This is a genomic window from Pelomonas sp. V22 (assembly GCF_030014915.1).
In the GTDB taxonomy this organism is placed as follows: Bacteria; Pseudomonadota; Gammaproteobacteria; order Burkholderiales; family Burkholderiaceae_C; genus JAUASW01.
Map to the genome: position 1 here is coordinate 1,462,651 of NZ_JAGIXS010000001.1, position 23,676 is coordinate 1,486,326.

Genomic DNA, 23,676 nt, shown 5'->3' on the forward strand with positions numbered 1-23,676 from the left:
ATCAGGTGCCAGCGGCTCCCTCATCCATCCATTCACACCACACGACCTCGGCTGAGCCGTCTTCCGCCATCACTTGACAACGGTGCGCTCACTGACCACCTTGGGGGTCAGGAAGATCAGCAGTTCGGTCTTGCTCGAAATACGCGACTTGTTCTTGAACAGGTTGCCGAGGAAGGGGATATCCCCCAGCAGTGGCACCTTGTGCTCGTCCACCCGCTCGTCCTGCGTGAAGATACCGCCGATCACGACCGTACCGCCGTTCTCGACCAGCACCTGCGTCTGCACGTGCTTGTTGTTGATTGCATAGCCCTGCGGCGTGAGCGTGCCGCGGCTGTCCTTGTTGACGTCAACGGTCATGATCACATTGCCCTCGGGCGTGATCTGTGGGGTCACTTCCAGCTTCAGCACCGCCTTCTTGAACGAGATGGACGTCGCGCCGCTGGCCGTGGCCACCTGGTAGGGCAGCTCCTCACCTTGCTCGATCAGGGCCTTGACCTGATCGGCGGTGATGACCCGTGGGCTGGAAACAATCTTGCCCTTGCCGTCGGCTTCAAGTGCCGAGAGTTCCAGATTCAGGAAACGGTTGGCCGTAGCGCTGAACAGCGACAGGGCAAAGTTCACTGCGTTGGCACCACCGAAGGCATCCGAGGAGACGTTGGCCGGCAGGTTCACGAACTGGCTGTTGGCGTAGTTCTGTGCCGGGCCTTGGCCGGTCTGCGAGCCGACCGCGTTGTAATTGCCGCCCACCGTCAGGTAGTTGTTGCCTGCGACGTTGTAGCCGGGAATGCCACCCTGAACACCGCGCAGGTCCTGGCTGCCCAGCTTGACGCCGAGGGAGCGACCGAACTTGTCGTCCGCTTCAACAATGCGGGCCTCGATCAGCACCTGGCGCACCGGCACGTCGATCTTGGCGATCATGGCCTGGATCTCTTCCAGCTTGGAAGGGATGTCACTGACGAAGAGCTGGTTGGTGCGGCTTTCCGAAATCACGCTGCCCCGTGGCGAGAGGATGCGCGTCGAAGTGGCACCGGTGCCGCCGCCAGCACTGGTGGCCGTACCGGCCAGCCCCTTGGCGACTTCCTCGGCCTTGGTGTAGTTCAGCTGGAAGGCCTGGGTGCGCACAGGCTCGAGATTGGCAATCTGGGCCTTGGCTTCCAGTTCCATCTTCTCCTTGGCAGCCAGCTCATCTTTGGGCGCGATCAGCAGCACATTGCCGGTCTTGCGCAGGCCCAGGTTCTTGGCCTGCATGATGATGTCGAGCGCCTGGTCCCAGGGCACGTCCTTCAGGCGCAGCGTGACATTGCCGGTCACGGTGTCGCTGGTCACCACGTTGAAGTTGGTGAAATCGGCGATGACCTGCAGCAGGGCCCGGACTTCGATGTTCTGGAAGTTCAGCGACAGCTTGTCACCCGCAAAACCAGGGCCGGCGACCAGCTTGTTCGGATCAACCTTCTGAGGCCGCACCTCCAGCACGAACTGGTTGTCGGTCTGATAGGCGCTGTGCTCCCAGGAGCCGCGCGGCTCAACCACCATGCGCACGCGATCACCGATCTGGTTGATGGCAATGGCCTGCACCGGCGTGCCGAAATCGGTCACGTCCAGGCGGCGACGCAAGGCTTCAGGCAGAGTCGATCGCAAGAACTCCACCACCAGCGACTGGCCCTGCTGCTGGATGTCGACCCCGACCTGGTTGCTCGGGAGGTTGACGATCACACGTCCGGTGCCATCCTGGCCCCGACGGAAATCCACTTCCTTGATCGCCTGCGGGCTGCTGTTGAGGGCTTGCGCAAAGTGCACAGGCTCGCTGGTGGTCGCGGCCACCGCAGCGCCTGCCGCGCCTTCAAGGACGAGGACCAGGGCGCTGTCCTGCAATTGCGCACGGTAGCTGGCGGCCTGACGCAGGTTCAGCACGAGGCGGGTTCGCTCTCCGGCCTGGGCCACGTTGATCGATCGCAGATTGCCCTGGTTGATCTCGATCATGGAGCGGCCAAGGTCATTGCTGACCCCTGGCAGATCGATGGCGATCCGCGGCGGCGTCTGCACCGTGAAGCCGCGCGGCAGTTCGGTCAGCGGCTGCGCCAACTCGATGCGCACAACCTCCGAACCGGCTTGCTGTGCGCTGTTGATCGATTTGATGCTGTTCTGCGCCCAAGCCTGAAGCGGCAGCAGCATGCACGTGGAAAGAGCCAGAGCCCATGCGCGCCAACGATTCATCCTCGAGATCTCCTGAGTGATTTTTCTCATCGTCCCTTCTCCTGAAGCTGGAGGGTCGTGATGCGCTCAACCTGATCGCCGGTCGCGTCCTGGACGAGTTCCCGCAGCGTGATGGCCGTCTCGCTGATTTGCTTGACGAGACCGAAGTTCTGGCCGAGGTAGTCCCCGGTCTTCACCTGATACAGCAGGTTGTCCACCTTGACCAAGGCGTAGCGGCGCTCCTGGCGCGTCAGGCTGCCAACCATGCTCATGCTGTCCAACGGGTAGGCTTCCAGCGGCTCACGCCGGCGGTTCAACTCGGCTGCCAGCAGCGAATTCGGCTGGCTGGCCTCCTGCTTGACCGCCACGCTGAGCTTCTGCGCACTGAAGGGGTCGACGCCGCCCATGGCCTCGTAGGGCTGGGGCAGGAACTTCTTGGGCGGCAGCAACGGGGGAACGTTGGCACGGGCACTGGTCTTCTCGGCGTTCATCCAGGTCTGCAGCTCTTCCATGTCGGCAGAGCAGCCGGCCAGCGCCAGGCCCAGGGCGAGCAGCGCCGCAAATCTAGGTGCTTGCATCGTCATTGCCGGCCTCATTTCTTGGCCGCCTTGGCTGCGGCCTTCTTCTGCTCAGCCACCTCATTGGCATCGAGGTAGCGATACGTGCGCGCTGTAGCCTCCATGCTCAGCGTACCGCTCTGATCCTTGACTGGCGCCACCACGGCCAGGTTGTGCAGAGTCACGATCCGCGAGAGGTTGGCCACATCGGCAGCGAACGAACCGACGTCGTGATAGCGACCCGAGACGCGCAGGCTGATGGGCTTCTCGGCGTAGTAGTCCTTCATCACTTCCTGGCCCGGGCGGAACAGCTCGAACTGCAGGCCGCGGCCGAGACCGGCCTGGTTGATGTCGGACAGCAGGGCATCCATCTCGGCCTTGTTGGGCAACTGCTTCTCGAGTTGCAGCACGTATTCCTCGACCTGGCTCTTCTGCTTGCGCAGCTCTGGCAGGTTGATCGCCTGCTTCAGCTTGGCCTGGTACTGCTCGCGCAGCTTCGGCTCGCCAGCACGCACGTCGTCGAGCGCGGTCTGCGCATCGGCCAGCGCAAGCAGCCAACCGCCAAGGCAGACCAAGGCGACCACGAAGGTGAACGTCGCCAGCTTGGGCAGCACCGGCCATTGGCCCGGTTCGTTCGGGTTGAGCCCACGGAATTGGTCGGCGACGCCCTCGAACCAGGCATTCAGATCGACGTTGAGCTTGGGAGACTTGTTTGTTGCCATGGGCTCAAACCTTCTTCGGCGCGGGCTTCTTGGCACCGTCTGCATTCTCGACTTGCGGCGCCTTGATCGACACCTTCATCGAGAACTCGAACAAGCGGCGCTGGTCACGCGAAGCCGTGGTCAGGTTCGCCTGCTTGATCTCGACGAGATCGGCCTTCTCCAGCCACAGGGAGCCGCCGCCAGCGTTGCGCAGGAACTCGGACACGCGCTCCTGCGTCTGGGCAATGCCGTTGACGGTCACCACCTTGTCGGACTGGCGAATGCTGGTGAGGTAGATGCCCTCGGGCGTGAACCGTGCCAGTTCGTTGAGCAGGTAGACCGGCGTGTTGCGGTCCGTCTGCAGGCCTTCCACAGCCTTCTGGCGTGCCTGCAGAGCCTCGATCTCCGACTTCAGGTTGGCAATGTCCTTGATCTGCAGGTCCAGTCGCCCAATCTCGGCGCGCAGGTAGTCATTGCGGCGCTGCTGCTCGCTGGTCAGGTGCTGCAGCAGCAAATAAACAAACCCCACGATCAGCAGGCCCAGCACGGCAGAGGTGCCGATGCCGACAAAGAAGGCCGTCTTGCGACGCTTGCGCTTCTCTTCGCGGTACGGCAGCAGGTTGATCAGGATCACGAGTAGAACCTCCGCATCGCCAGGCCGCAGGCCGTCAGGTAGGACGGCGCCTCGCGGCGCAGCTTGGGTTCACGCACCGCCGAGCCCAGACCCATGTTCTCGAACGGATTCACGATCATGCACGCAAAGCCCGTGAGTTCGGTGACTCTCTCCTTGAGCCCTGGTACGGTGGCTGTGCCACCGGCCAGCATCACGTAGTGCACCTTGTGATGCGGCGTGCTGGTGAAGAAATACTGCAGGGCCCGGCCGATTTCCTGGGACAGACTGTCGACGAAGGGGTTGAGCACCGCAACCTCGTAGTCCTCAGGCAAGTCATTGGCCAGCTTCTTGGCCTCGGCCTCCTCGAACGAGAAGCCGTACTGGCGGGAGATCAGTTGCGTCAGTTGCGAACCGCCGAAGGCCTGGTCGCGGTCGTAGAGCATCTCGTCGTCGCGCAGCACCTTGAGGCTGGTGGTGTCGGCACCGATCTCGAACAAGGCCACCAGCGCATCGCGCCCCTCGTTGGGCAGCGTGGCAATCAGGCGACCCATGGCCATGCGGGAGGCATGCGACTCGATGTCCAGCACTACGGGCTTGAGGCCGGCAGCTTCGGCCAGACCCTGACGATCCTGCACGCGGTCCTTGCGGGAAGCTGCGATCAGCACCTCGACATCGCCGACTGAGGTCGGGCTTGGGCCGATCACGCAAAAGTCGAGGCTGACCTCGTCCAGCGAGAAAGGGATGTACTGATTGGCCTCGGCCTCGACCTGGAGTTCCATCTCCTCGTCGCGCAGACCGGCGGGCAGCATGATTTTCTTGGTGATCACGGCCGACTGCGGCATGGCGAGCACCGCGTCGCGGGTGCGGCTGCCACTGCGGGCCACCACACGGCGCACGGCATCGGCCACCTCGTCGAATTTCTCGATCTGGCCGTCAGTGATCCAGCCCTTCTCGAACGGCTCGGATGCAAAACGCTCCAGCACCATTTCGCCGCTGGCGTTTTGGCTCAGTTCCACCAGCTTGACACTGGACGAACTGATATCCAGGCCGATCATGGGCGGGTGCTTGCGCCCCAGCAGTACATCCAATATTCCCATGACGCGTATCCCCAAACGCGCAAATGTGCGCCGGACTTATTAATAAGTTACTTGAATGCTAGCAGCAAAGCCTATGACACATCAAAGAAATCCGGTCACAGCAAGTAACGCCCCGTTGCTAAACATACACGTCCGCTCGGTCGATAAGCAGCTGAAAAACACCGTCATATGGGACTTGTCAAGCCTCGCCGTGAAGCATTCCACGACCGCCGATCGAAGTTCGGGGCCCTTCCTATAATCGCGCCACTCAAATCGGAGCCCCATGAGCGAAGCCAAGTCCCGCGACCCTTCAAGCGCCAATGGCGCCACCCGCAAGCCTTGGGTGGTGCGTGCCGCCCTGTGGCTGCTGGGCCTGGGAGTGGCCGCGTTTCTGGCGGGCTCGCTGGTGCTCGGCATGGTGCTGGCTTTGGCCTATCCGAATCTGCCCGACATTTCGGGCCTGACCGATTACCGCCCAAAGTTGCCGCTGCGCGTACTTTCGGCCGAGGGCGTGTTGCTGGCCGAGTTTGGCGAGGAGCGCCGCAATTACCTGCCGATCCGCGAGATTCCCAAGGTGATGCAGGACGCGGTGCTGGCCATTGAGGACGCCCGCTTCTACCAGCATGGCGGCGTGGACTACCTGGGCGTGATCCGTGCCGGCCTGGCCAATGTGGGCGAGGCGCGCAGCCAGGGCGCCTCGACGATCACCATGCAGGTCGCGCGCAATTTTTATCTCTCCACCGAGAAAACCCTGACACGCAAGGTCTACGAAATACTGTTGGCCCTGAAGATCGAGAGCGCCCTGTCCAAGGAGCAGATTCTCGAGATTTACATGAACCAGATTTTCCTGGGGCATCGGGCTTATGGCTTTGCGGCGGCCAGCGAGGTTTATTTTGGCAAGCCGCTGAAACAGGTGACGGTGGCCGAGGCCGCCATGCTGGCCGGCCTGCCCAAGGCGCCCTCGGCCTACAACCCGATCAACAACCCGCGCCGCGCGAAGGTGCGCCAGCAGTACATCATCGACCGCATGCTGGACAACGGTTACATCACGGCCGAGCAGCATGCCGCCGCCAAGGCGCAGGTGCTGCGCTACCGGCAGATGAGCGAGTCGCCCTCCAACGCCCAGTACGTGGCCGAGGCGGCGCGCCAGCTGATCCACGGCCAGTACGGCGACGAAACCTATTCGCGCGGCCTCAATGTCTACCTGACCCTGCGCGCCGACGAGCAGACCGTGGCCTACAAGGCGCTGCGTCGCGGCATCATGGATTTTGAGCGCCGCCAGGTCTATCGCGGCCCCGAGGCCTATGTGGACCTGCCGGCAGAGCAGAAGGAGCTGGATGCCCGCATCGCCGAAGCGCTGTCTGACCATCCGGACAACGACGATCTGCAGGCCGCTGTCGTGCTGGAGGCCGATCCGAAGAAGGTCACGGCAGCCTTGCTCAATGGCGAGACGGTCACCATCGTCAGCGAAGGGCTGAAGCCGGCGACGTCCGGCTTGTCCGAGAAGGGCAACCCCAAGACACGCATCCGGCGCGGCGCCGTGATCCGCGTGATCAAGGCCGTGGTCAAGGGCAAGGACGAGTGGACCATCACCCAACTGCCCGAGGTCGAAGGCGCCTTCGTGGCCATGGACCCGCGCAACGGCAAGCTGCGCGCCATGGTGGGCGGCTTCGACTTCAACAAGAACAAGTTCAACCACGTGACCCAGGCCTGGCGGCAGCCGGGTTCCAGCTTCAAGCCCTTCATCTACTCGGCCGCGCTGGAAAAGGGCTTCACGCCCAGCACCGTGGTGAATGACGCGCCGCTGTTCTTCGATGCAACCACCACCGGCAGCCAGCCCTGGGAGCCCAAGAACTACGACGGCACCTTCGACGGCCCCCTGCCCTTGCGCCGCGCGCTGGCCAAGTCCAAGAACATGGTGTCGATCCGGGTGCTGCAGTCCATCGGCGTCGGTTACGCACAGCAATGGATCACCCGCTTCGGTTTCGAGGCCGACAAGCATCCGGCCTATCTGACGATGGCCCTGGGTGCCGGCTCGGTCACGCCGATGCAGATGACACAGGGCTACGCCGTGTTCGCCAACGGCGGCCACATGGTCACGCCACAGCTGATCAGCAAGCTGACCGACAACAAGGGCAAAGTGCTCTACGAGGCACCGGAACCGGTGATTGACGAGAGTCGCCGCGTCATCGATGCTCGCAATGCCTTCATGATGACCAGCCTGCTGCAGGAAGTGACACGCAGCGGCACGGCGGCCAAGGCGCAAGCGGCCCTGAAGCGCCCCGACATCTACGGCAAGACCGGCACGACCAACGACTCGATGGACGCCTGGTTTGCCGGCTACCAGGAAGAGGTGGTCGCCGTGGTCTGGATCGGCTACGACCAGCCGCGCAAGCTCGGCGACCGAGAAACCGGCGGCGGCCTCTCGCTGCCGGTCTGGATCGAGTACATGGGCTTTGCGCTGCGCAACGCGCCGGTGTCCGAACCGGTCGCGCCCGAGGGCGTGGTGAACATCAACGGCGAGTGGTACTACGACGAGTTCACAGGCCACACCGGCGTGAAGGCGCTGTCCAACGAGGACGCCAAGGTGCCTCAGCCGGCCACCGAAGCCGAGAAGAAGAGCATCCTCGATCTGTTCAAGCGCTGAGAAACTGCAGGGCCTGCCCGGCCTGTGCGCTGACATGCTCCGACAGCAGCGCATGGAACTCGCGGCCCTCGCGCTCGATCCAGCGGCCGTCCACGTAGCGGAAATGGAAACCACCGCCGCGCGCCGCCAGCCAGACCTCCTGCAGCGGTGGCTGCGTGTTCAGCACGATCTTGCTGCCGCCCGGCAGGCTCAGTTCCAGCAGGCCGCCGGTGCGGTGAGTGTCGATATCGACCACGTCCTCGTCGAGCCAGGCATCGATGGTGGCTTCGACCCGGTCCAGCAGGGCGCGTGTCTTGGCCTGGTAGTCGGCGTCGCTGAGAGGAGTGGCGGCAAGGGAGGCGGTCATGGCCGATAAACTTCCGGGGATGAACAACAAGCAATTGAAGATGGCGGGGCGTATGGCCGGAAGTGTAGGTCGGGCTGCCGACGCAGCGGGCTTGACCCTGCTGCTAGCGCTGGCGGGCTGCGGACAAAAGGGCCCGCTGGTCCTGCCGAGCGACAAGCCGGCCAAGCTGACCGCGAGCTCGCCGGCAGCACCTGCCTCGGCGCCGCAGCGCTAGATCCGCCCTTCCTGCACCGCGTGGCAGGCTACGCGCACCCCTTTGAGCTCCTGCATCTGCGGCCGTTCGAACTGGCAGCGCACATTGGCATGCGGGCAGCGCGGATGGAAGCTGCAACCGCCCGGCGGGTTCAGCGGATTGGGCACCTCGCCCTGCACCGGCGTGCGGCTGCGTCCGCTCATCGCGATGTCAGGGATCGCGTCGAGCAGCATGCGCGTGTACGGATGGCGCGGCCTTGCAAACAGCTCGGCCTTGTCAGCCAGCTCCACCAGGCGCCCCAGGTACATCACGCCCACCTGATCAGACACATGGCGCACCACGGCGAGGTTGTGCGAGATGAACAGGTAGGTCAGGCCCCGGCTGCGCTGCAGCTCTTTCATGATGTTGAGCACCTGGGCCTGCACCGACACATCGAGCGCCGAAGTGGGTTCATCGCAGACCAGGAACTCCGGCTCGGTGGCCAGCGCCCGTGCAATCGAGATGCGCTGGCGCTGACCGCCCGAGAACTGGTGCGGGAACTTCTGCTTGTCGGCCGCCGACAGGCCCACCGTCTGCAGCAACTCATCCACCCGGTCCTGCAAAGCAGGCCCGCGCTTCATCACCCCCTGCTCCAGCAGCGGCTCGGCAACGATCTGCTGCACCTGCCAGCGCGGATTCAGCGAGGCATAGGGGTCCTGGAAGATCATCTGCATGCGCCGCCGCAAGGCCGCTGCAGCGCTGGAGGCCAGGGTCTTTCCAAGGTCCTGGCCGTCGAACTCCACCCGCCCCCGGCTGGGGCCGTAAAGACCGACAAGCAGCCGCGCCACCGTGCTCTTGCCACAACCCGACTCGCCAACCAGGGCCAGCGTGCGCCCTCGCTCGATGGAAAAACTGAGCCCGTCCACCGCATGGACGTACAGATGAGGCTTGCGTTCCAGCACGCGGTTGAGCCAGGGCGGCGAGACGTCGAAGGTCTTGGCCAGGTCTGTGACCTCGATCAGCGGCCGGCTCATCGCTGGACTCCCGCCTCGGCGTGCAGCCAGCAAGCCGCCCGGCTGTTCCCCGAGAGCATCAATTCGGGCCGCTGCTCGTGGCATTGCGGCATCGCGCGCTCGCAGCGCGGATGAAAGGCACAGCCACTCGGTATCGCATTGAGCCGAGGCATGGCGCCATCGATCTGCAGCAGGCGCTCGCGGTCTTCATCCATCGCAGGAATCGCGCCCATCAGGCCGGCTGTGTAGGGATGTGCGGGCTGATGGATCACTGACTGCACCGGGCCGATCTCGGCCACCCGGCCGGCGTACATCACGGCCACGCGGTCGCAGGTCTCGGCGATCACACCCATGTCGTGGGTGACCAGCATGACGGCCGCACCCTGCTCCTTGCACAGCGTTTTCAAGAGGCCAATGATCTGCGCCTGGATGGAGACATCGAGCGCCGTGGTCGGCTCGTCCGCCACGATCAGCTTGGGGTTGGCAGCCAGGGCCAACGCGATCACCACGCGCTGGCGCATGCCGCCGGAGAACTGATGCGGGTACTGGTCTATGCGAGCTTCGGGCGCCGGAATACCGGTCTGGCGCAGCAGGTCTATGGCTCGCTCACGGGCCTCGCTGCGGCTCAGCGGCAGGTGGGCCTCGATGGTCTCGATCAACTGCCGGCCCACGGTGTAGAGCGGGTTCAGCGAGGTGAGCGGGTCCTGGAAGATTGCGCCGACCTCGCGGCCACGCACCTGGCGCATTTGCTCGGGTGGCAAATTGTCGATGCGCCGTCCGGCCAGGCGGATCTCGCCGCCGGCAATGCGCCCCGGCGGGTCAAGCAGGCCGATGATGGCGGCGCCAGTCACCGACTTGCCGGCACCGGACTCGCCCACCACGCCCAGCACCTCTCCCGGCGCGATATCGAAGGACACATTGTCCAGGGCCAGCAGCGTGCCATGGCGCGTCGGGAATTCAACGCGCAGGCCTTGGACTTCAAGCAGGGGCGCCGTCATTCGCTCGCCCCTTCAGCGCAGACGCGGGTTGAGGGCGTCGCGCAGCCAATCGCCCAGCAGGTTCACCGACAGCGCAATCAGCACCAGCATCACGCCCGGCCAGATCATGATCCACCACTCACCCGAGTACATGAAGTCGTTGCCCACGCGTATCAGCGTTCCGAGCGAGGGGCTGGTCGGTGGCACGCCCACGCCGAGGAAGGACAAGGTGGCTTCGGTGATGATGGCCGCCGCCACCTGGATGGTGGCCAGCACCAGTACTGGACCCATCACATTGGGCAGCACATGGCGGCGCATGATGCGCCACGAGGGCACACCGATGACGCGCGCAGCCTGCACGTATTCCTTGTGACGTTCCACCATCGTCGATCCACGCACGGTGCGGGCGTATTGCACCCAGCCGGTCAGCGCGATGGCCAGCGTCAGCACACCGAATGCCAGCGTATCTTGCGAGTTGGGGAACATGGCATGACCAACACCGCTGATCAGGAGGGCGACCAGGATGGAGGGGAAGGACAGCATCACGTCGCAGACACGCATGATCAGCGCGTCGACCCGGCCACCCACAAAACCCGCCAGCAAGCCGAGCGAAACGCCAACCAGCAGGGACAGCAACACCGAGGCCAGGCCGACGAAGAGGGAAATGCGGGCGCCGTACATCAGGGCCGAGAGGATATCGCGCCCCTGGTCGTCGGTGCCCAACAGGTACTTGGCCTGGCCGCCCTCCATCCACGCCGGCGGCAGGCGCGCGTCCATCAGCTCCAGCGTGGCCAGGTCGAAGGGGTTGTGCGGCGCCACGAAGCCGGCGAACACGGCGCAGAACACGCAGATCAAGGCAATCAGCGCCGCAATGACGGCCAGGGGCGAACGCCGGAACGAATACCAGACGTCGCCGGCGAAGAATCGCTGCAGGCGGCCCGGGTTGGTCGAAGCTGGCTTGGTCATCGTGCGTGGCTGCCTGGGATTCAATGGGCCTTGCCCTCGACCCGCAGTCGCGGATCGACGGTGAAGTACAGCAAATCAACCACGAGATTGATCGTCACGAAGATGAAGGAGATCAGGCACAGGTAGGCCGCCATCACCGGGATGTCGGCGAACTGCACGGCCTGGATGAAGAGGAAGCCCATGCCCGGCCACTGGAACACCGTCTCCGTGATGATCGCAAAGGCAATCAGCGAGCCCAGTTGCAGGCCGGTGATGGTGATCACCGGCACCAGGGTGTTCTTCAGCGCGTGGCCAAAGTAGACCACGCGATTGCTCAGCCCACGGGCGCGCGCGAAGCGGATGTAGTCGGTGCGCAGCACCTCCAGCATCTCGGCGCGCACCAGACGCATGATCAACGTCAGCTGGAAAACCGAGAGCGCAAAGGCCGGCAGCAGCAGGTGCTTGAGGCCATCCACCGTCAGCAAGCCGGTGCTCCAGAAACCCAGCGACACCACCTCGCCACGACCAAAGCTCGGCAGCCACTGCAGTTGCACCGCGAAAACGAGGATCAGCAGATTGCCAATGAAGAAGGTCGGCAGGGAAACGCCCAGCAGCGACAAGGTCATCAGAACCTGCGAGCCGAAGCGCCCGCGCCTCAGCGCCGCATACACGCCGAGCGGAATGCCCAGCCCCAGGGCCAGCACCGCCGCCGTGAGCGCCAGCTCCAGCGTGGCCGGCAGGCGCTCGGCGATCAGGCTGGAGACCTTGCGGCCCTGGCGCAGGCTGAGTCCGAACTCGCCTTGCACCGCATTGCCAACGAAGTGCGCAAACTGGACGGGGAAAGGCGCATCCAGGCCCAGGTCATGGCGCAGCTGCTCGCGCTGCTCAGGCGTAGCGTCCTGGCCTAACAGGTTGGTGACGGGGTCACCCACATACTGGAACAGCATGAAAGCCAGGAAGGCCACCGTCAGCATGACGAGCAGCGCCTGGGCCAAACGGCGGAGAATGAAGACGAGCATCTGGTCGCGCAAAGCCTTTGTATCGACGGCGGCAACCCGTGGACCTCACCGCAGGCGCGAATCATCGCGTAGCGGCCGGGCGAGAACAAAAGGGTAAGCCCGGATGCCCATGCGGGGTACACAAGCCGCATTCAGAACAGCAGACTGCCGGGCAGGGGTTGGCTGTCGGGACCGAGAAAAACCAGCCTGCCATAGCAAGCCTCAGCCTGGCCCTGACCGTTGTCGGCATCGGTCATCAGCGCGGCCTGCACCAGCGACCCCGGCTCTTCGCCAAAGGCACGTCGGAAATCCGCCGCTATGTCGCGGCGAAAGCGCTGCCAGCTGCGCTTGCCGGCTTCGCCCGAACCAACCACGATCTTGCGTATGCGGTCGGTATGCGAGCTGACGATCACCGTCTCCGGTGCGGCCGTGGCATGCCAGATGTACATCAGCGTTGCATAGGGTGGCGCCTCGCCCGTCAGCGTGCGGGCCAATTCGAACAGCATGCGATTGCGCAGCGACAGCTTGGCGTCGTCACCCTCAAAGGCCAGCAGCAAGCGCACCGGCGCATCGTCGGGCGGTTCGTCATGGCCGAGCTGCGCCAAGGTCACGCCGGAGGCAATCCACCAATCGAATTCGACCTGGCCCAGCTGCGCGGGCACCACCTGCAGCGGACGGCGCAGCATGCTGGCCGAGCGCCGCGCATGCGCCAGTACGCACGACTGGCCGGCACGCTGGGCCAGGCTGTAGCGCGTATTGAGCTTGCCAGGCAGGGAACGCTCGGACCAGGCCTGCAATTCAGGCGCCAGCGGCTCGCCACCTGTGATTGGGATCACTAGGCTATGGCTCGCACAGGCCGACAACGTCAGCAGGGCCACCATCGCGAGCACGCGGGTCAGAGTAAGGGCCAGCAATCAGCACCTGTGCGGACAACAAAGCGAAAGACAAAACAAAACGGGCCGCTTGCGCGGCCCGTCTGGGCATCCGAGCCAGGCTTGGATGCTTGTGCGACTAAAGGATCAGAAGCGATGGCGAATGCCAGCCATGTAGCCGGTACGGCTGTAGGCGCCGTTCGCCAGCATCAGGTTGCCCTTGGTCTTCAGGTTGTCGAACTCGACGTAGGCATCAGTGCGCTTGGACAGCGCGTAGTCAGCGACGACAGCCATGGCATCGAGAACGCCATTGCCACCGATGACCAGACCCTTCTGCTTGCCCTTCCAGTACTGAGCACCGAGGTTGAACTGAGGCGTCAGCTGATAGGTAACGCCAGCCGAGTACAGGTCACGCACCGAAGCGGCAGGCGAAGCGATCGCGAAACGCGAGGCAATCGGGGTGATGACCGAAGCAAGCAGCGTGGCGTTCGCGGTGGCGTTGTAGCCAGCTTCGAACTTGTTTTGTGCCCAAGCAACGTTGACGTACAGAGGGCCGTCGGTCCAGCTGCCACCCAGGGTCTGAGCGGTCACCTTCTTGCCGGCGCTGTCTTCGCTGCGCAGCCACACGTAGGCACCAGCGAAGTTGCCCACGGCGTAACGCGCCAGGCCACCCATCGAACGACCCTGGCCCACGTCGGCCGAGTTTTCACCAGCGCTGACCTGAGCTTCGAAGCGCAGGCCGCCCGACTCAACCAGGTACTTGATCATGTTGTTCTGACGCGCGGTCAGAGCCATGCCGATTTCGGGCTTGAACACTTCGATGTACGGCGAGTACTTGAACGAAGCGTAGGTCGAGGTAGCAGCGTCGAACAGCAGGTTGTACTGACGGCCCAGGGTGATGCGGCCGAAGCTGTTCGACTGCACACCGACCCAGGCTTGACGCCAGAAGTCGGTGCCGGACGAAGCGGTACCGGTATCCAGTTGCAGACGATGTTCCAGGTTGGCGATAGCCTTCAGGCCGTCACCCATGTCTTCGGTGACGTTCACGCCCAGGCGGCTTTGCGACATACCGCCGCCAACCATCTGCGACAGCGAGGCACTCTTGCTGGCGGCGGTGCCACCCGCGTTGGTGGTGTAACGAACGGCGCCGTCCAGGATGCCGTAAATGGTCACGCTGGATTGGGCCCAGGCTGCGCTGGTGCTGGCGGCCAGGATGCTCACGGCCAGGCAAAATTTCTTCATCAAAGTGTCTCCTGCTGAAAAGAGGTCCGAGGCGCATTCTCTACGCCACACGCATTCGCCGCCAACCCGCCTGTTGCACACCGCCAACAGTCGCCGGTAGGGCGCCAGGCGCCCCAAAAGAAAAGGGCCGCAATGAGCGGCCCTTTGAATCGTGGCGCCAATTGGCCGCCACTTTAACCCCGATTGCAGAACAGGTTCAGAAGCTGTGGCGCAGACCCACGTCCCAGGCGCTGGACTTCTGGCCGGCAGTCACGGCCGGCGAACCGGCGACGGCCACGGCAGCCTTGCCGCTGTTCTTGATTTCAGAGACGGTCATGTACAGCGCGGTGCGCTTGGACACGGCGTGCACATAACCGAGGGTCAGCAGCTTGATGTCGCCGACGCCGCTGATAGCTTCAGCCGCCGCATTGGCGTTGGAGCTGGCGTAGTGAGCGCGGAACGAGGAGTCACCCACCACTGGCACGATCAGGCCCACGGTGTAGATCGACTGCTTGGCAGCATTGAACTTGGTGTTGCCGATGGTGGCTTGCGCCGTGGCAGGACCGAAGTTGTAGGACGCACCGATCACGTTCAGCTTGTAGTTGGAGCCCTTGGCATCAGTGTCGGCCAGGCCGCCGGCGATATTCAGGCCGCCATTTTTGTAGCCGAGACGGGCCGACTTGTACTTCTTGCCGTCCGTGCCTTCGCCGGCACCGACTTCGGCGCCGCCGTAAACGCCACCCAGGTTGTCAGGCAGGCTGTAGGCCACTTGGTTGTCGGCACGGTTCAGCGTGTCGGCAGCACTGCCCAGCAGCGAGTAGACCTTGGAGATGTCGGCGATGCCGGCGGTTTCGAAAGGCGTGAAGCCGTCGATCACCAGACGGGCTGCGGTCTTGTGGCGACCCAGGCGGATTTCACCAAACTCGTTGCTCGACAGGGCCACGGTGGCGCGGCGACCCCAGAAGCGGGTCGCGTCAGAGGTGCCCGTGTCGGGGGCCAGCGCAGCCTCGATCCAGAAATTGGCCTTCAGACCATCACCCAGGTCTTCAGTGCCACGAAAACCCAGTCGGCTGCTGGCATTGCCGTCGGCGGCCAGCAGGCTGATGGTCTTGCCACTGGACTTGGCCTGGCGCATGGCCAGATCCAGCACGCCAAAGGCGGTCACCGACGATTGGGCGGCAGCAGCGCCAGCCAGCGAAGCCAGGATCGCGCCCAGCAGAATCGACTTCTTCATTCAAAGCTCCTTGATGTACGAAAACGGCACAAGCGGCCCGGACTCCTGCGTCTTGATCCCGGTTTATTACCGAGTCGCTGGGAAGTTGTCGCCATTGCACCAGAGCAAACCCTAGGTCCGCCATCAAGGATTTGTGACAAGGGTCTTTCGTTGCCGACCGACAACGACATGGCCCTATCACAAATTTGTCATATGCAAATTCAGGTTTCCATGTAGGCGAGGCGAGGAGCCGCCGCCATCGCCGGTGGGTGCCGACTACACTGGCCGGGCTACTTTTGCCAACCCAGCCCCATGCCACGCCCGCCCCTGCCCGCCCCGGATCGCCTGCTCAGTGCGCTGGATCACGGACTGCGCACCGTTTTCGCCAAACCAGGAGGCTCGCGGCCGACGCCGGCTCGCAGCAGCGCCACGCTGGCCGAGGCCGAGCGCCGCGAATCGGGCTCGCTGATGCGGGTGAATCATGTGGGCGAGGTCTGCGCCCAGGCGCTGTACCAGTCCCAAGCCCTGGTCTGCCGCGACCCCGCCCTGCGCGAGGCCTTCGAGCAGGCCGCCAAGGAAGAGATCGACCACCTGGCCTGGACCCGTCAGCGTCTGGATGAACTCGGTGACCGGCCCAGCCTGCTCAATCCGCTCTGGTACGGCGGCGCCTTTGCGCTGGGCACCTTGGCCGGTCTGGCCGGAGACCGGATCAGCCTCGGCTTTCTGGTCGAAACCGAACGCCAGGTCGAGCAGCACCTGGCCTCGCACCTGGATCGCCTGCCCGCAGAAGACCTGCCCTCGCGCGAGGTCGTCGCGCAGATGAAGATCGAGGAAGCCGCGCATGCCGAGCATGCCCAGGCCTCCGGTGCCATCAATCTGCCGCCCCCGGTGCCGCAGCTGATGCGCATGGCAGCCCGAGTGATGACCCGGGTCGCTCACCACATCTAGCAGCTGCTCAAGCCGGCTCGACGATCTCCACCGACGTCGTGATCTCGGCCGTCTTGGCCAGCATGATGCTGGCCGAGCAGTATTTCTCGTGCGACAGGGCCACGGCGCGCTCCACCACGGCCTGGGACAGGCCCTTGCCGGTGACGACGAAATGCATGTTGATCTTGGTGAAGACCTTGGGCTCCGTCTCGGCGCGCTCGGCCGTCAGCTTGACCTGGACGCCGCGCACGTCATGGCGGCCACGCTGCAGGATCAGCACCACGTCATAGGCGGTGCAGCCACCGGTGCCGGCCAGCACGGTTTCCATCGGTCGCGGCGCCAGGTCGCGGCCGCCGCCGGCCGGCGCACCGTCCATCGTCAGCAGATGTCCGCTCCCGGTCTCGGCCACGAAGGCCATGCCGCCCGCCCCCATCCAGTTGATCGTGCATTCCATGTCATGTCCTTTTTAGTGAAGCAATTCCATATTCTTCATAGCTTGGGATATTGCAGCGCAGCAAAGCACCACCTAAAATTCCATCCAAGCGTATGAATTCTCTGACGCAGCGGCAAAGCCCGCGTCATCGAGTGTCTTGCACCGATTGTCTCCTCCACCGCCTCATGGTGGATTCAGCCCGAAGCCGCAAGGCTTCGGGCTTTTTTTATCCCAAGCTGACTCGCTGCGCCGGGCAAGCGTCGCTTGCCGCATGCCCAAGGGCGCTGCGGGTGCGCGGCTTATGATGCTGCGCCGCAACAGATCAGCAGGAGACGCCCCATGCCAGGCCCCGTTCGCCGCCAGAAATCATCCCCGCCCGCATCGGCCCTGCAGCCGGCGCTGGCGCCGGCCGAGGATGGTTACCTGCAGCGAATTCTGAACGCGCGGGTCTATGACGTGGCCGTCGAGACCTCGCTGACGCCGGCCCGCAATCTCTCCAAGCGCCTCTCGAACAAGGTCTTCCTGAAGCGCGAGGATGAGCAGCCGGTGTTCAGCTTCAAGCTGCGCGGCGCCTACAACAAGATGGCGCATCTCTCGGCCGAACAGTTGGCCAAGGGCGTCATCTGCGCTTCGGCCGGTAACCATGCACAGGGCGTGGCCCTGTCGGCCAAGAAGCTGGGTTGCCGGGCCGTCATCGTGATGCCCATCACCACGCCCAAGGTCAAGATCGACGCGGTCCAGGCCCTCGGGGGCGAGGTCGTGCTGCACGGCGACAGTTTCACCGATGCCTATGGCCGAGCGCTGGAACTCGAGCGCGAGCAAGGCCTGACCTTCGTCCACCCCTTCGACGATCCGGACGTGATCGCCGGCCAGGGCACGATCGCCATGGAGCTGCTGCGCCAGCATGCAGGCCCCATCGACGCGGTCTTCGTCGCCATCGGCGGCGGCGGACTGATCTCCGGTGTGGCCGCCTATATCAAGGCGCTGCGCCCGGAGATCCAGGTCATCGGCGTGCAGACCACCGACTCCGACGCCATGGTCCGCTCGGTCAAGGCCGGCAAGCGCGTGACCCTGGCCGACGTAGGCCTGTTCTCCGACGGCACGGCCGTCAAGCTGGTCGGCGAGGAAACCTTCCGCATCACGCGCGAGCTGGTCGACGATTTCGTCGTGGTCGACACCGACGCCGTCTGCGCCGCCATCAAGGACGTGTTCGAAGACACACGCAGCATCCTTGAGCCGGCCGGTGCACTGGGCGTGGCGGCGATCAAGCAGTACGTCGCCGCCAAGGGCTGCAAGGGCAAGACCTTCGTCGCGATCACCTGCGGCGCCAACATGAACTTCGACCGCCTGCGCTTTGTCGCCGAGCGGGCCGAGGTGGGTGAGCAGCGTGAAGCGCTGTTCGCCGTCACCATTCCCGAGGAGCGCGGCAGCTTCAAGCGCTTCTGCGAGCTGCTCGGCCCGCGCAGCGTCACCGAGTTCAACTACCGCATCTCGGACAAGCAGGAAGCCCATGTCTTCGTCGGCGTGGCCACCAGCAAGCGCGAGGAATCCGCCAAGCTGGCCAAGGCCTTCGAGAAGAACGGCTTCGCCACCGTGGACCTGACAGACAACGAACTGGCCAAGCAGCATGTGCGCCACATGGTCGGCGGCCGCAGCGAGCTGGCGGCCAACGAGCGGCTCTACCGCTTCATCTTTCCCGAGCGGCCCGGCGCGCTGATGCGTTTCCTCTCCAGCATGCACCCGGGCTGGAACATCAGCCTCTTCCACTACCGCAACCAGGGGGCCGACTACGGCCGCATCCTGGTCGGCATCCAGGTGCCGCGCGGTGACAATGCGGCCTTCAAGGAATTCCTGGCCACGCTGGCCTACCCCTGCGTGGACGAGACCCAGAACCCGGTCTACCAGCTGTTCCTGCGCTGACCAGCGCAGGCCCGGTGGCGGGCCGAAAGGGCAAGTGCCGATGTTCCAGGTCTTGCCTGCTGCACAACAATCGCCCACCGCCGGCTCGCCACAAGCGACACTCTGCCCACCATGTCCGACCAGCAATCCCTGATCACGCCCACCGCCAATGCCGAGCTGGAACGCTCGCTGCGTGAGCGTATCGAGCGCCGCAGCGCCATTGCCGGCGCCCTCGGTGAGCTGGAGCCGCTGGCCGTGCGCCTGGGCCTGGTGCAGAACAGCCTGACCCCGCGCTTCCGCGATCCGGTGCTGGCGCTGTTCGCGGCCGACCATGGCATCGTCGTTGATGGCATCGGTGAGCCCGGCGGCCGCAGCACGCGCGACAGCGTTTTGCTGGGCCTGCAGAACCGCCTGCCGGTCTCGGTGTTCGCACGCCTGCACGGCCTGGCCTTCAGCATCGTCGATTGCGGCGTGGCCGAGGAGCTGCAGCCGCATCCGCGCCTACTGGCCCGCAAGATCGCCCATGGCACGCGCAACAGCCGCGTGGGCCAGGCCATGTCGCTCGAGCATGCGCAGGCCGGCGTGCGCGTGGGCATGGAAATCTCCGACACCATGAGCGGCAATGTGCTGGCCTGCGCCGGCATGGGCCAGGGCTCGGAAGAAAGCGCGGCCCTGGTGCTGGCCAATCTGTCGGACAGCCCGGTGCGCGACTTCATCATCTCCGGCCCCGACATGCGCCAGGACGTGCTGACCCGCCTGCAGACCATCCTGCAGACAGCGCAAGCCCGTCACCGCGACGTCAACGACCCGATGGAAGTGCTGGCCGCTTACGGCGGCTTCGAGACCGCCGTGATGGTGGGCGCGATGCTTGTCGCGGCGAGCAAGCGCCACCTGATCATCGTGGACGGCCTGGCCGCCTGTGCGGCCCTGAAGATCGCCTCGGCCATCGCGCCGCCGGTCACCGACTACGCCGTGTTCTGCCGCAGCAATTCACACCGTGGACTCGATGAAGCGCTGGCCCTGTTCCACGCCTCGGCCTTGCTGGAGCTGGGCATGGAATGCGCTGATGGCACCGGCGCGGCCCTCGCCTGGCCGCTGATACGCAGTGCGGCGGCCTTGCTGACGGACATCCACGACATCGAGCCCGGCGCCGCGCAAGCTGCCGCGCCTGCAGCTGCCGGCTGAAGAAGAAGAAGAAGAAGAAGAGGACCGCCGGGGCCGGACGGCCTCAGCGATCATTCGGCGGCATCACCTGGGTGGGCGACTGCACCGAAGGGCGAGGCGGCTGCTGCGGTTGGCCCTGCGGATCGGCCACCACCGGAGGCTGCTGCTGCAGCGGCGTACCGCCGAGCACCGTGACCGAGGGCAGGGCCGGAGCCAACTGACCGGTGGCCGGCGCGGGGCGCGGCGCGATCTGCAGCGTCAGCCGGGCCTGACCTTCGCCGCCCAGCGTCGCACTGCTGGCCTCGACCGACAGCAGATGCAGCCCGCCCTCCACCGGCGCGCCCACACGCACGGTGCGCGGCTGGCCATCCACGGCAATCAGTGCCACGCCCTCGCCGGCACGCCGCGCGGCTTCACTCTTGGGCGCGACCACGCCCAGCAGCTCGAAGCGGCTCTGCACCGGCGCGGCTTCCGGCGCGGCCTCGGCCGGCGTGACGCCAAGCAAGCGACTGAGGTCCGAGCGCAGTGGCCCCTGGTCGCTCACCGTGCGCGCCTGGGCGGGCGTGGCCAGCGGGCGCGCAAACAGCTGCAGCAGCCAGTAGCCACTGCAGCAGGCCAGGAGGCCCCAGACAAGGAAAGCGGACAGGCGAGCAGTCATGGGCGCGGATTATGATCCAGCGCTCCACAGTCTCCGGCCCATTCCGCCATGCACAGCTCCCCGTCCCTACGCAGCAGTACCCGCAGCCACCGCCGTACCCGCCGCAGCCAGGGCTTCACGCTGATCGAGATCATGGTGGTGCTGGTGATCATCGGTGTCATGGCCGCCCTGATCACGCCCAAGGTGCTGGACAGCCTGGCCGAGGCCAAGGTCCATGCGGCGCGCGGCGACATCAGCACGCTGATGGAAGCCCTGAACCGCTACAAGCTGGACAACAACCGCTACCCGACAGCCGAGCAGGGCCTTGACGCCTTGGTCAACAGGCCCGCCAGCGGGCCGCTGCCGGGGAACTGGAAGCCCTACATCAACAAGCTGCCGAACGACCCCTGGGGCTCGCCGTACCAGTACGCCAACCCTGGCATCAAGGGCGACATCGATGTCTTCAGTTTCGGTGCCGACAAGCAGGCCGGTGGCGAAGGTGCCGATGCTGACATCGGCTCCTGGCAATAAGCGCCAGCGCAGCGGCCGCAGCAGCGGCTTGGTGAACCGGTGCTCCGGCTTCAGCCTGCTCGAGTTGGTGATCGTGGTAGCCATGATCGCCATTGCGGCCACAGCCATCACGCTCGCCCTGCCCGACCCTCAGGCTGCCCAGTTGGAGCGCGAGGCCGAACGCCTGGCCGCGCTGCTCGAGGCTGGCCGGGCCGAGGCGCGTGCAAGCGGGCTCAAGGTCAGCTGGGTACCGGTGCGCGACGACTCGGGCGACGCTTTCCGCTTCCAGGGCCTGCCGCCCAAGGTGCAGTTGCCCACGCGCTGGCTCAGCGAGCCCGTGAATGCCGACGTGGTTGGGGCGCGCGCGCTGCTGCTCGGCCCCGAGCCTTACATAGGCCCGCAACGCCTGCGCTTGCGCCTCGGCCAGCAGCAGCTGCTCTTGATCACCGATGGCCTCGCGCCCTTCGCCTTGCAGCGTGAGGACGCCAACTGATGATGAAGGCCTTTGCATACCGCGGCTTAGCGAACCGGGTGGCCGGTTTCACGCTGATCGAGGTGATGGTGGCGCTCGCCATCGTCGCCATCGCCTTGGCCGCCGGCACCAAGGCCGCCGCCGCACTGACCGGCAATGCCGAGCGCCTGCTCGAGGTCAGCTCGGCCCAGTGGTGCGCCGAGAACCAGCTGGGCGAGCTGCGCCTGTCCAAGCAGTTTCCCGGCGTGGGCGACATCGATTTCGAGTGCCAGCAACTCGGCCGCAATTACCTGGGGCGCCTCGTGGTGAGGCCCACGCCGAATCCGAATTTCCGCCGCGTCGAGGCCCAGGTGCGCAATGCCGAGAACACGCCGCTGCTGAGCCTCTCGACCATCCTGGGACGCTACTGATGATGGTCAAGCAAAGCGGCTTGGCGAACCGGGTGACCGGTTTCACGCTGATCGAGGTCCTGGTGGCCCTGGCCATCATGGCCGTGATGGCGGGCATGGCCTGGCGCGGCATCGACGCCGTGCTGCGCAGCCGCGAGATCAGCCAGACCAAGCTGGACCAGGTGGCCAAGCTGCAGACCGTGCTGGCGCAATGGGAGCAGGACCTGGCCCAGCTGCAGGACAGCCAGGTGGTGCCGGCGCTCGGCTTCGATGGCGCCAGCCTGCGCTTCACCCGCAGCACCGAGCAGGGCCTGCAGGTGGTGGTCTGGAGCCTGACCGATGGCCAGTGGCAGCGCTGGGCCTCGGCACCGACCACCACGCAAACAGCCCTCTATGACGCCTACCAGCGCAGCCTGAGCACGCTGGGCCAGCGCGCCGGCGCGCTGCGCACGTTGGATGGGCTGCAGGAATGGCTGGTGTACTTCTATCGTGAAAATGGCTGGAGCAATGCCCAGTCGTCGGACGACGAGGAGAAGGCCCAACTGCAGCCCCAGCAGCCCCAGCAGGGTCAGCAGGGTCAGCAACCGCCGCGCAAGAAGCTGCCTACCGGCATCCGCATCGTGCTGCGCTTCGCACCGGACAACGGTTACGGCGGCCCGGTCACCCGCCAGTTGCTGCTCGGACCGCAACCCCAATGAAGCAGCACCGCCAACAATCCGGCGCGGCCCTGCTGACCGCGATGATCATCGTCAGCCTGATCGCCACGATGGCAGCCGCGATGGCCTGGCGCCAGTACCGCGCGCTGCACATCGAGGCGGCCGAGCGCGCCCGTGCCCAGGCGCTCTGGATACTGAACGGCGCGCTCGACTGGGCCCGCCTGATCCTGCGGGAAGACGCCCGCGCCAACCAGCAGGGCGAGGCGGTCGACCACCTGGGCGAGGTCTGGGCCGTTCCGCTGGCCGAGGCGCGCCTGTCGACCTTCCTGGCCGCCGATCAGGGCGGCAACGCGGACGACGGCCCCGAGGCCTTTCTGTCAGGCGCGCTGAGCGATGCCCAGGCCCGCTACAACCTGCGCAACATCGTCGCCGCCACCGAGCAGACCTTGCCGGTCGAGCAGCGCACGCTCGCCCGGCTGTGCGAGATGAGCGGCAGCCCGCCAGACACAGCCGAGCTGCTGAGCAAGCAGTTGCGCATTGCCTTTTCCACCAAGGCCGACGGCGCCACCGCGCCGCTGCAGCCCCGCACGCTGGACCAGCTCGGCTGGCTCGGCCTCACGCCCGACACCATCAAGCGGCTGCGCCCCTTCGTGGACCTGCTGCCGCGGCCGACCAAGGTCAACCTGAACACGGCGCCGCGCGAGGTGATCGCCGCGCTGTTCGACGGCATGGACCTGGCCAGCGCCGAGCGCCTCGTGCAGGTGCGCCAGTCGCAGCCGCTGCGCAAGCTGGAAGACGCCAAGGCCCAATTGCCCGAGGCCGTGACCGTGTCGGCCGACCGCGCCTCGGTCAACTCGGAATTCTTCGTCGTCACCGGCCGCCTGCGCCTGGAGGACCGGGTGCTGGAAGAGCGCTCCCTGGTCCGCCGGCAAGGGCTGGACATGCTGGTGCAAAGCCGCGAGCGGGTCAATCTGATGCTCGAGGCGGCAGGCCGATGAGCTCGGGGCATCGCCTGAGTCGCGGCCATGATCTCCCCTCCTAGAAT

25 protein-coding genes are annotated in these 23,676 nt (G+C 65.2%); 10 read left to right on the forward strand and 15 right to left on the reverse strand.

Going from position 1 to position 23,676, the window contains the following annotated elements; translation table 11 throughout:
• Positions 1–69 precede the first annotated feature (69 nt).
• Genes J7U46_RS06585 through J7U46_RS06605 form a run of 5 tightly spaced genes read right to left on the reverse strand, consistent with a single transcriptional unit; the run spans position 70 to position 5,161 of the window.
• Positions 70–2,214: a type IV pilus secretin PilQ gene (locus J7U46_RS06585; protein ID WP_282824014.1), complete on the reverse strand. Its 2,145-nt coding sequence runs from the start codon at positions 2,212–2,214 to the stop codon at positions 70–72.
• 26 nt (positions 2,215–2,240) lie between these two features.
• The gene (locus J7U46_RS06590; RefSeq protein WP_282825014.1) at positions 2,241–2,771 is read right to left on the reverse strand and encodes a pilus assembly protein PilP; all 531 of its coding nucleotides are present in this window, start codon (positions 2,769–2,771) and stop codon (positions 2,241–2,243) included.
• Between the two features lie 14 nt (positions 2,772–2,785).
• Positions 2,786–3,472 carry a type 4a pilus biogenesis protein PilO gene (locus tag J7U46_RS06595; RefSeq protein ID WP_282824015.1) on the reverse strand — a complete coding sequence of 229 codons (687 nt, stop codon included), beginning with the start codon at positions 3,470–3,472 and terminating at the stop codon, positions 2,786–2,788.
• 4 nt (positions 3,473–3,476) lie between these two features.
• A complete protein-coding gene (locus J7U46_RS06600; RefSeq protein ID WP_282824016.1) occupies positions 3,477–4,085 on the reverse strand; it encodes a PilN domain-containing protein in 609 nt (202 codons plus the stop codon).
• On the reverse strand, positions 4,082–5,161 hold the full coding sequence (locus J7U46_RS06605) for a pilus assembly protein PilM (RefSeq protein ID WP_282824017.1): 1,080 nt from the start codon (positions 5,159–5,161) through the stop codon (positions 4,082–4,084). The genes J7U46_RS06600 and J7U46_RS06605 overlap by 4 nt, the downstream gene beginning before the upstream one ends.
• 262 nt (positions 5,162–5,423) lie before the next feature.
• On the opposite strand from J7U46_RS06605, the gene J7U46_RS06610 reads away from it, so the two are divergent.
• Positions 5,424–7,787 carry a penicillin-binding protein 1A gene (locus J7U46_RS06610; RefSeq protein WP_282824018.1) on the forward strand — a complete coding sequence of 788 codons (2,364 nt, stop codon included), beginning with the start codon at positions 5,424–5,426 and terminating at the stop codon, positions 7,785–7,787.
• Here the strand turns inward: J7U46_RS06610 and cyaY are convergent.
• Entirely contained in the window at positions 7,777–8,133 is a 357-nt protein-coding gene (gene cyaY / locus J7U46_RS06615; protein ID WP_282824019.1) for an iron donor protein CyaY, read from the reverse strand. The genes J7U46_RS06610 and cyaY overlap by 11 nt on opposite strands.
• A 52-nt stretch (positions 8,134–8,185) precedes the next feature.
• On the opposite strand from cyaY, the gene J7U46_RS06620 reads away from it, so the two are divergent.
• Positions 8,186–8,347: a lipoprotein gene (locus tag J7U46_RS06620; protein WP_282824020.1), complete on the forward strand. Its 162-nt coding sequence runs from the start codon at positions 8,186–8,188 to the stop codon at positions 8,345–8,347.
• Here the strand turns inward: J7U46_RS06620 and J7U46_RS06625 are convergent.
• From J7U46_RS06625 to J7U46_RS06655, 7 genes are all read right to left on the reverse strand, one after another.
• Positions 8,344–9,339 (reverse strand): oligopeptide/dipeptide ABC transporter ATP-binding protein, encoded by a 996-nt coding sequence (locus J7U46_RS06625; protein WP_282824021.1) that lies wholly within the window; start codon positions 9,337–9,339, stop codon positions 8,344–8,346. The genes J7U46_RS06620 and J7U46_RS06625 overlap by 4 nt on opposite strands.
• Entirely contained in the window at positions 9,336–10,316 is a 981-nt protein-coding gene (locus J7U46_RS06630; protein ID WP_282824022.1) for an ABC transporter ATP-binding protein, read from the reverse strand. Before J7U46_RS06630 ends, J7U46_RS06625 begins: the two co-directional genes overlap by 4 nt.
• Before the next feature lie 12 nt (positions 10,317–10,328).
• Positions 10,329–11,261 carry an ABC transporter permease gene (locus J7U46_RS06635; RefSeq protein ID WP_282824023.1) on the reverse strand — a complete coding sequence of 311 codons (933 nt, stop codon included), beginning with the start codon at positions 11,259–11,261 and terminating at the stop codon, positions 10,329–10,331.
• 20 nt (positions 11,262–11,281) lie between these two features.
• Positions 11,282–12,259: an ABC transporter permease gene (locus tag J7U46_RS06640; protein ID WP_282824024.1), complete on the reverse strand. Its 978-nt coding sequence runs from the start codon at positions 12,257–12,259 to the stop codon at positions 11,282–11,284.
• 131 nt (positions 12,260–12,390) lie between these two features.
• The gene (locus J7U46_RS06645) at positions 12,391–13,074 is read right to left on the reverse strand and encodes a DUF3047 domain-containing protein (RefSeq protein WP_282824025.1); all 684 of its coding nucleotides are present in this window, start codon (positions 13,072–13,074) and stop codon (positions 12,391–12,393) included.
• Between the two features lie 183 nt (positions 13,075–13,257).
• Complete coding sequence (locus J7U46_RS06650; RefSeq protein ID WP_282824026.1) at positions 13,258–14,352, reverse strand: porin; 1,095 nt, start codon at positions 14,350–14,352, stop codon at positions 13,258–13,260.
• Between the two features lie 196 nt (positions 14,353–14,548).
• A complete protein-coding gene (locus J7U46_RS06655; RefSeq protein WP_282824028.1) occupies positions 14,549–15,565 on the reverse strand; it encodes a porin in 1,017 nt (338 codons plus the stop codon).
• Positions 15,566–15,856: 291 nt separating this feature from the next.
• On the opposite strand from J7U46_RS06655, the gene coq7 reads away from it, so the two are divergent.
• Positions 15,857–16,492: a 2-polyprenyl-3-methyl-6-methoxy-1,4-benzoquinone monooxygenase gene (gene coq7, locus J7U46_RS06660; RefSeq protein WP_282824029.1), complete on the forward strand. Its 636-nt coding sequence runs from the start codon at positions 15,857–15,859 to the stop codon at positions 16,490–16,492.
• 7 nt (positions 16,493–16,499) lie between these two features.
• On the opposite strand, the gene J7U46_RS06665 is transcribed toward coq7, so the two are convergent.
• Entirely contained in the window at positions 16,500–16,925 is a 426-nt protein-coding gene (locus J7U46_RS06665; RefSeq protein WP_282824030.1) for an OsmC family protein, read from the reverse strand.
• 318 nt (positions 16,926–17,243) lie between these two features.
• Between J7U46_RS06665 and ilvA the strand changes: the two genes are divergently transcribed.
• A complete protein-coding gene (ilvA, locus tag J7U46_RS06670; protein ID WP_282824032.1) occupies positions 17,244–18,824 on the forward strand; it encodes a threonine ammonia-lyase, biosynthetic in 1,581 nt (526 codons plus the stop codon).
• Positions 18,825–18,935: 111 nt separating this feature from the next.
• On the forward strand, positions 18,936–19,988 hold the full coding sequence (locus J7U46_RS06675) for a nicotinate-nucleotide--dimethylbenzimidazole phosphoribosyltransferase (protein ID WP_282824033.1): 1,053 nt from the start codon (positions 18,936–18,938) through the stop codon (positions 19,986–19,988).
• A gap of 43 nt (positions 19,989–20,031) precedes the next feature.
• Here the strand turns inward: J7U46_RS06675 and J7U46_RS06680 are convergent, their stop codons facing one another.
• Positions 20,032–20,625, reverse strand: a complete 594-nt coding sequence (locus J7U46_RS06680; protein WP_282824034.1) for a hypothetical protein — start codon at positions 20,623–20,625, stop codon at positions 20,032–20,034.
• 48 nt (positions 20,626–20,673) lie between these two features.
• On the opposite strand from J7U46_RS06680, the gene gspG reads away from it, so the two are divergent.
• From gspG to gspK, 5 genes are read left to right on the forward strand one after another with little or no spacing between them, the layout of a single operon-like run.
• Positions 20,674–21,135 carry a type II secretion system major pseudopilin GspG gene (gene gspG, locus J7U46_RS06685; protein ID WP_282824035.1) on the forward strand — a complete coding sequence of 154 codons (462 nt, stop codon included), beginning with the start codon at positions 20,674–20,676 and terminating at the stop codon, positions 21,133–21,135.
• A gap of 31 nt (positions 21,136–21,166) precedes the next feature.
• Entirely contained in the window at positions 21,167–21,607 is a 441-nt protein-coding gene (locus J7U46_RS06690; RefSeq protein WP_282824036.1) for a prepilin-type N-terminal cleavage/methylation domain-containing protein, read from the forward strand.
• Complete coding sequence (gene gspI / locus J7U46_RS06695) at positions 21,607–21,996, forward strand: type II secretion system minor pseudopilin GspI (RefSeq protein ID WP_282824037.1); 390 nt, start codon at positions 21,607–21,609, stop codon at positions 21,994–21,996. Before J7U46_RS06690 ends, gspI begins: the two co-directional genes overlap by 1 nt.
• Positions 21,996–22,673 (forward strand): prepilin-type N-terminal cleavage/methylation domain-containing protein, encoded by a 678-nt coding sequence (locus J7U46_RS06700; protein WP_282824039.1) that lies wholly within the window; start codon positions 21,996–21,998, stop codon positions 22,671–22,673. Before gspI ends, J7U46_RS06700 begins: the two co-directional genes overlap by 1 nt.
• Entirely contained in the window at positions 22,670–23,629 is a 960-nt protein-coding gene (gene gspK / locus J7U46_RS06705) for a type II secretion system minor pseudopilin GspK (protein ID WP_282824041.1), read from the forward strand. The genes J7U46_RS06700 and gspK overlap by 4 nt, the downstream gene beginning before the upstream one ends.
• Positions 23,630–23,676: the final 47 nt, after the last annotated feature.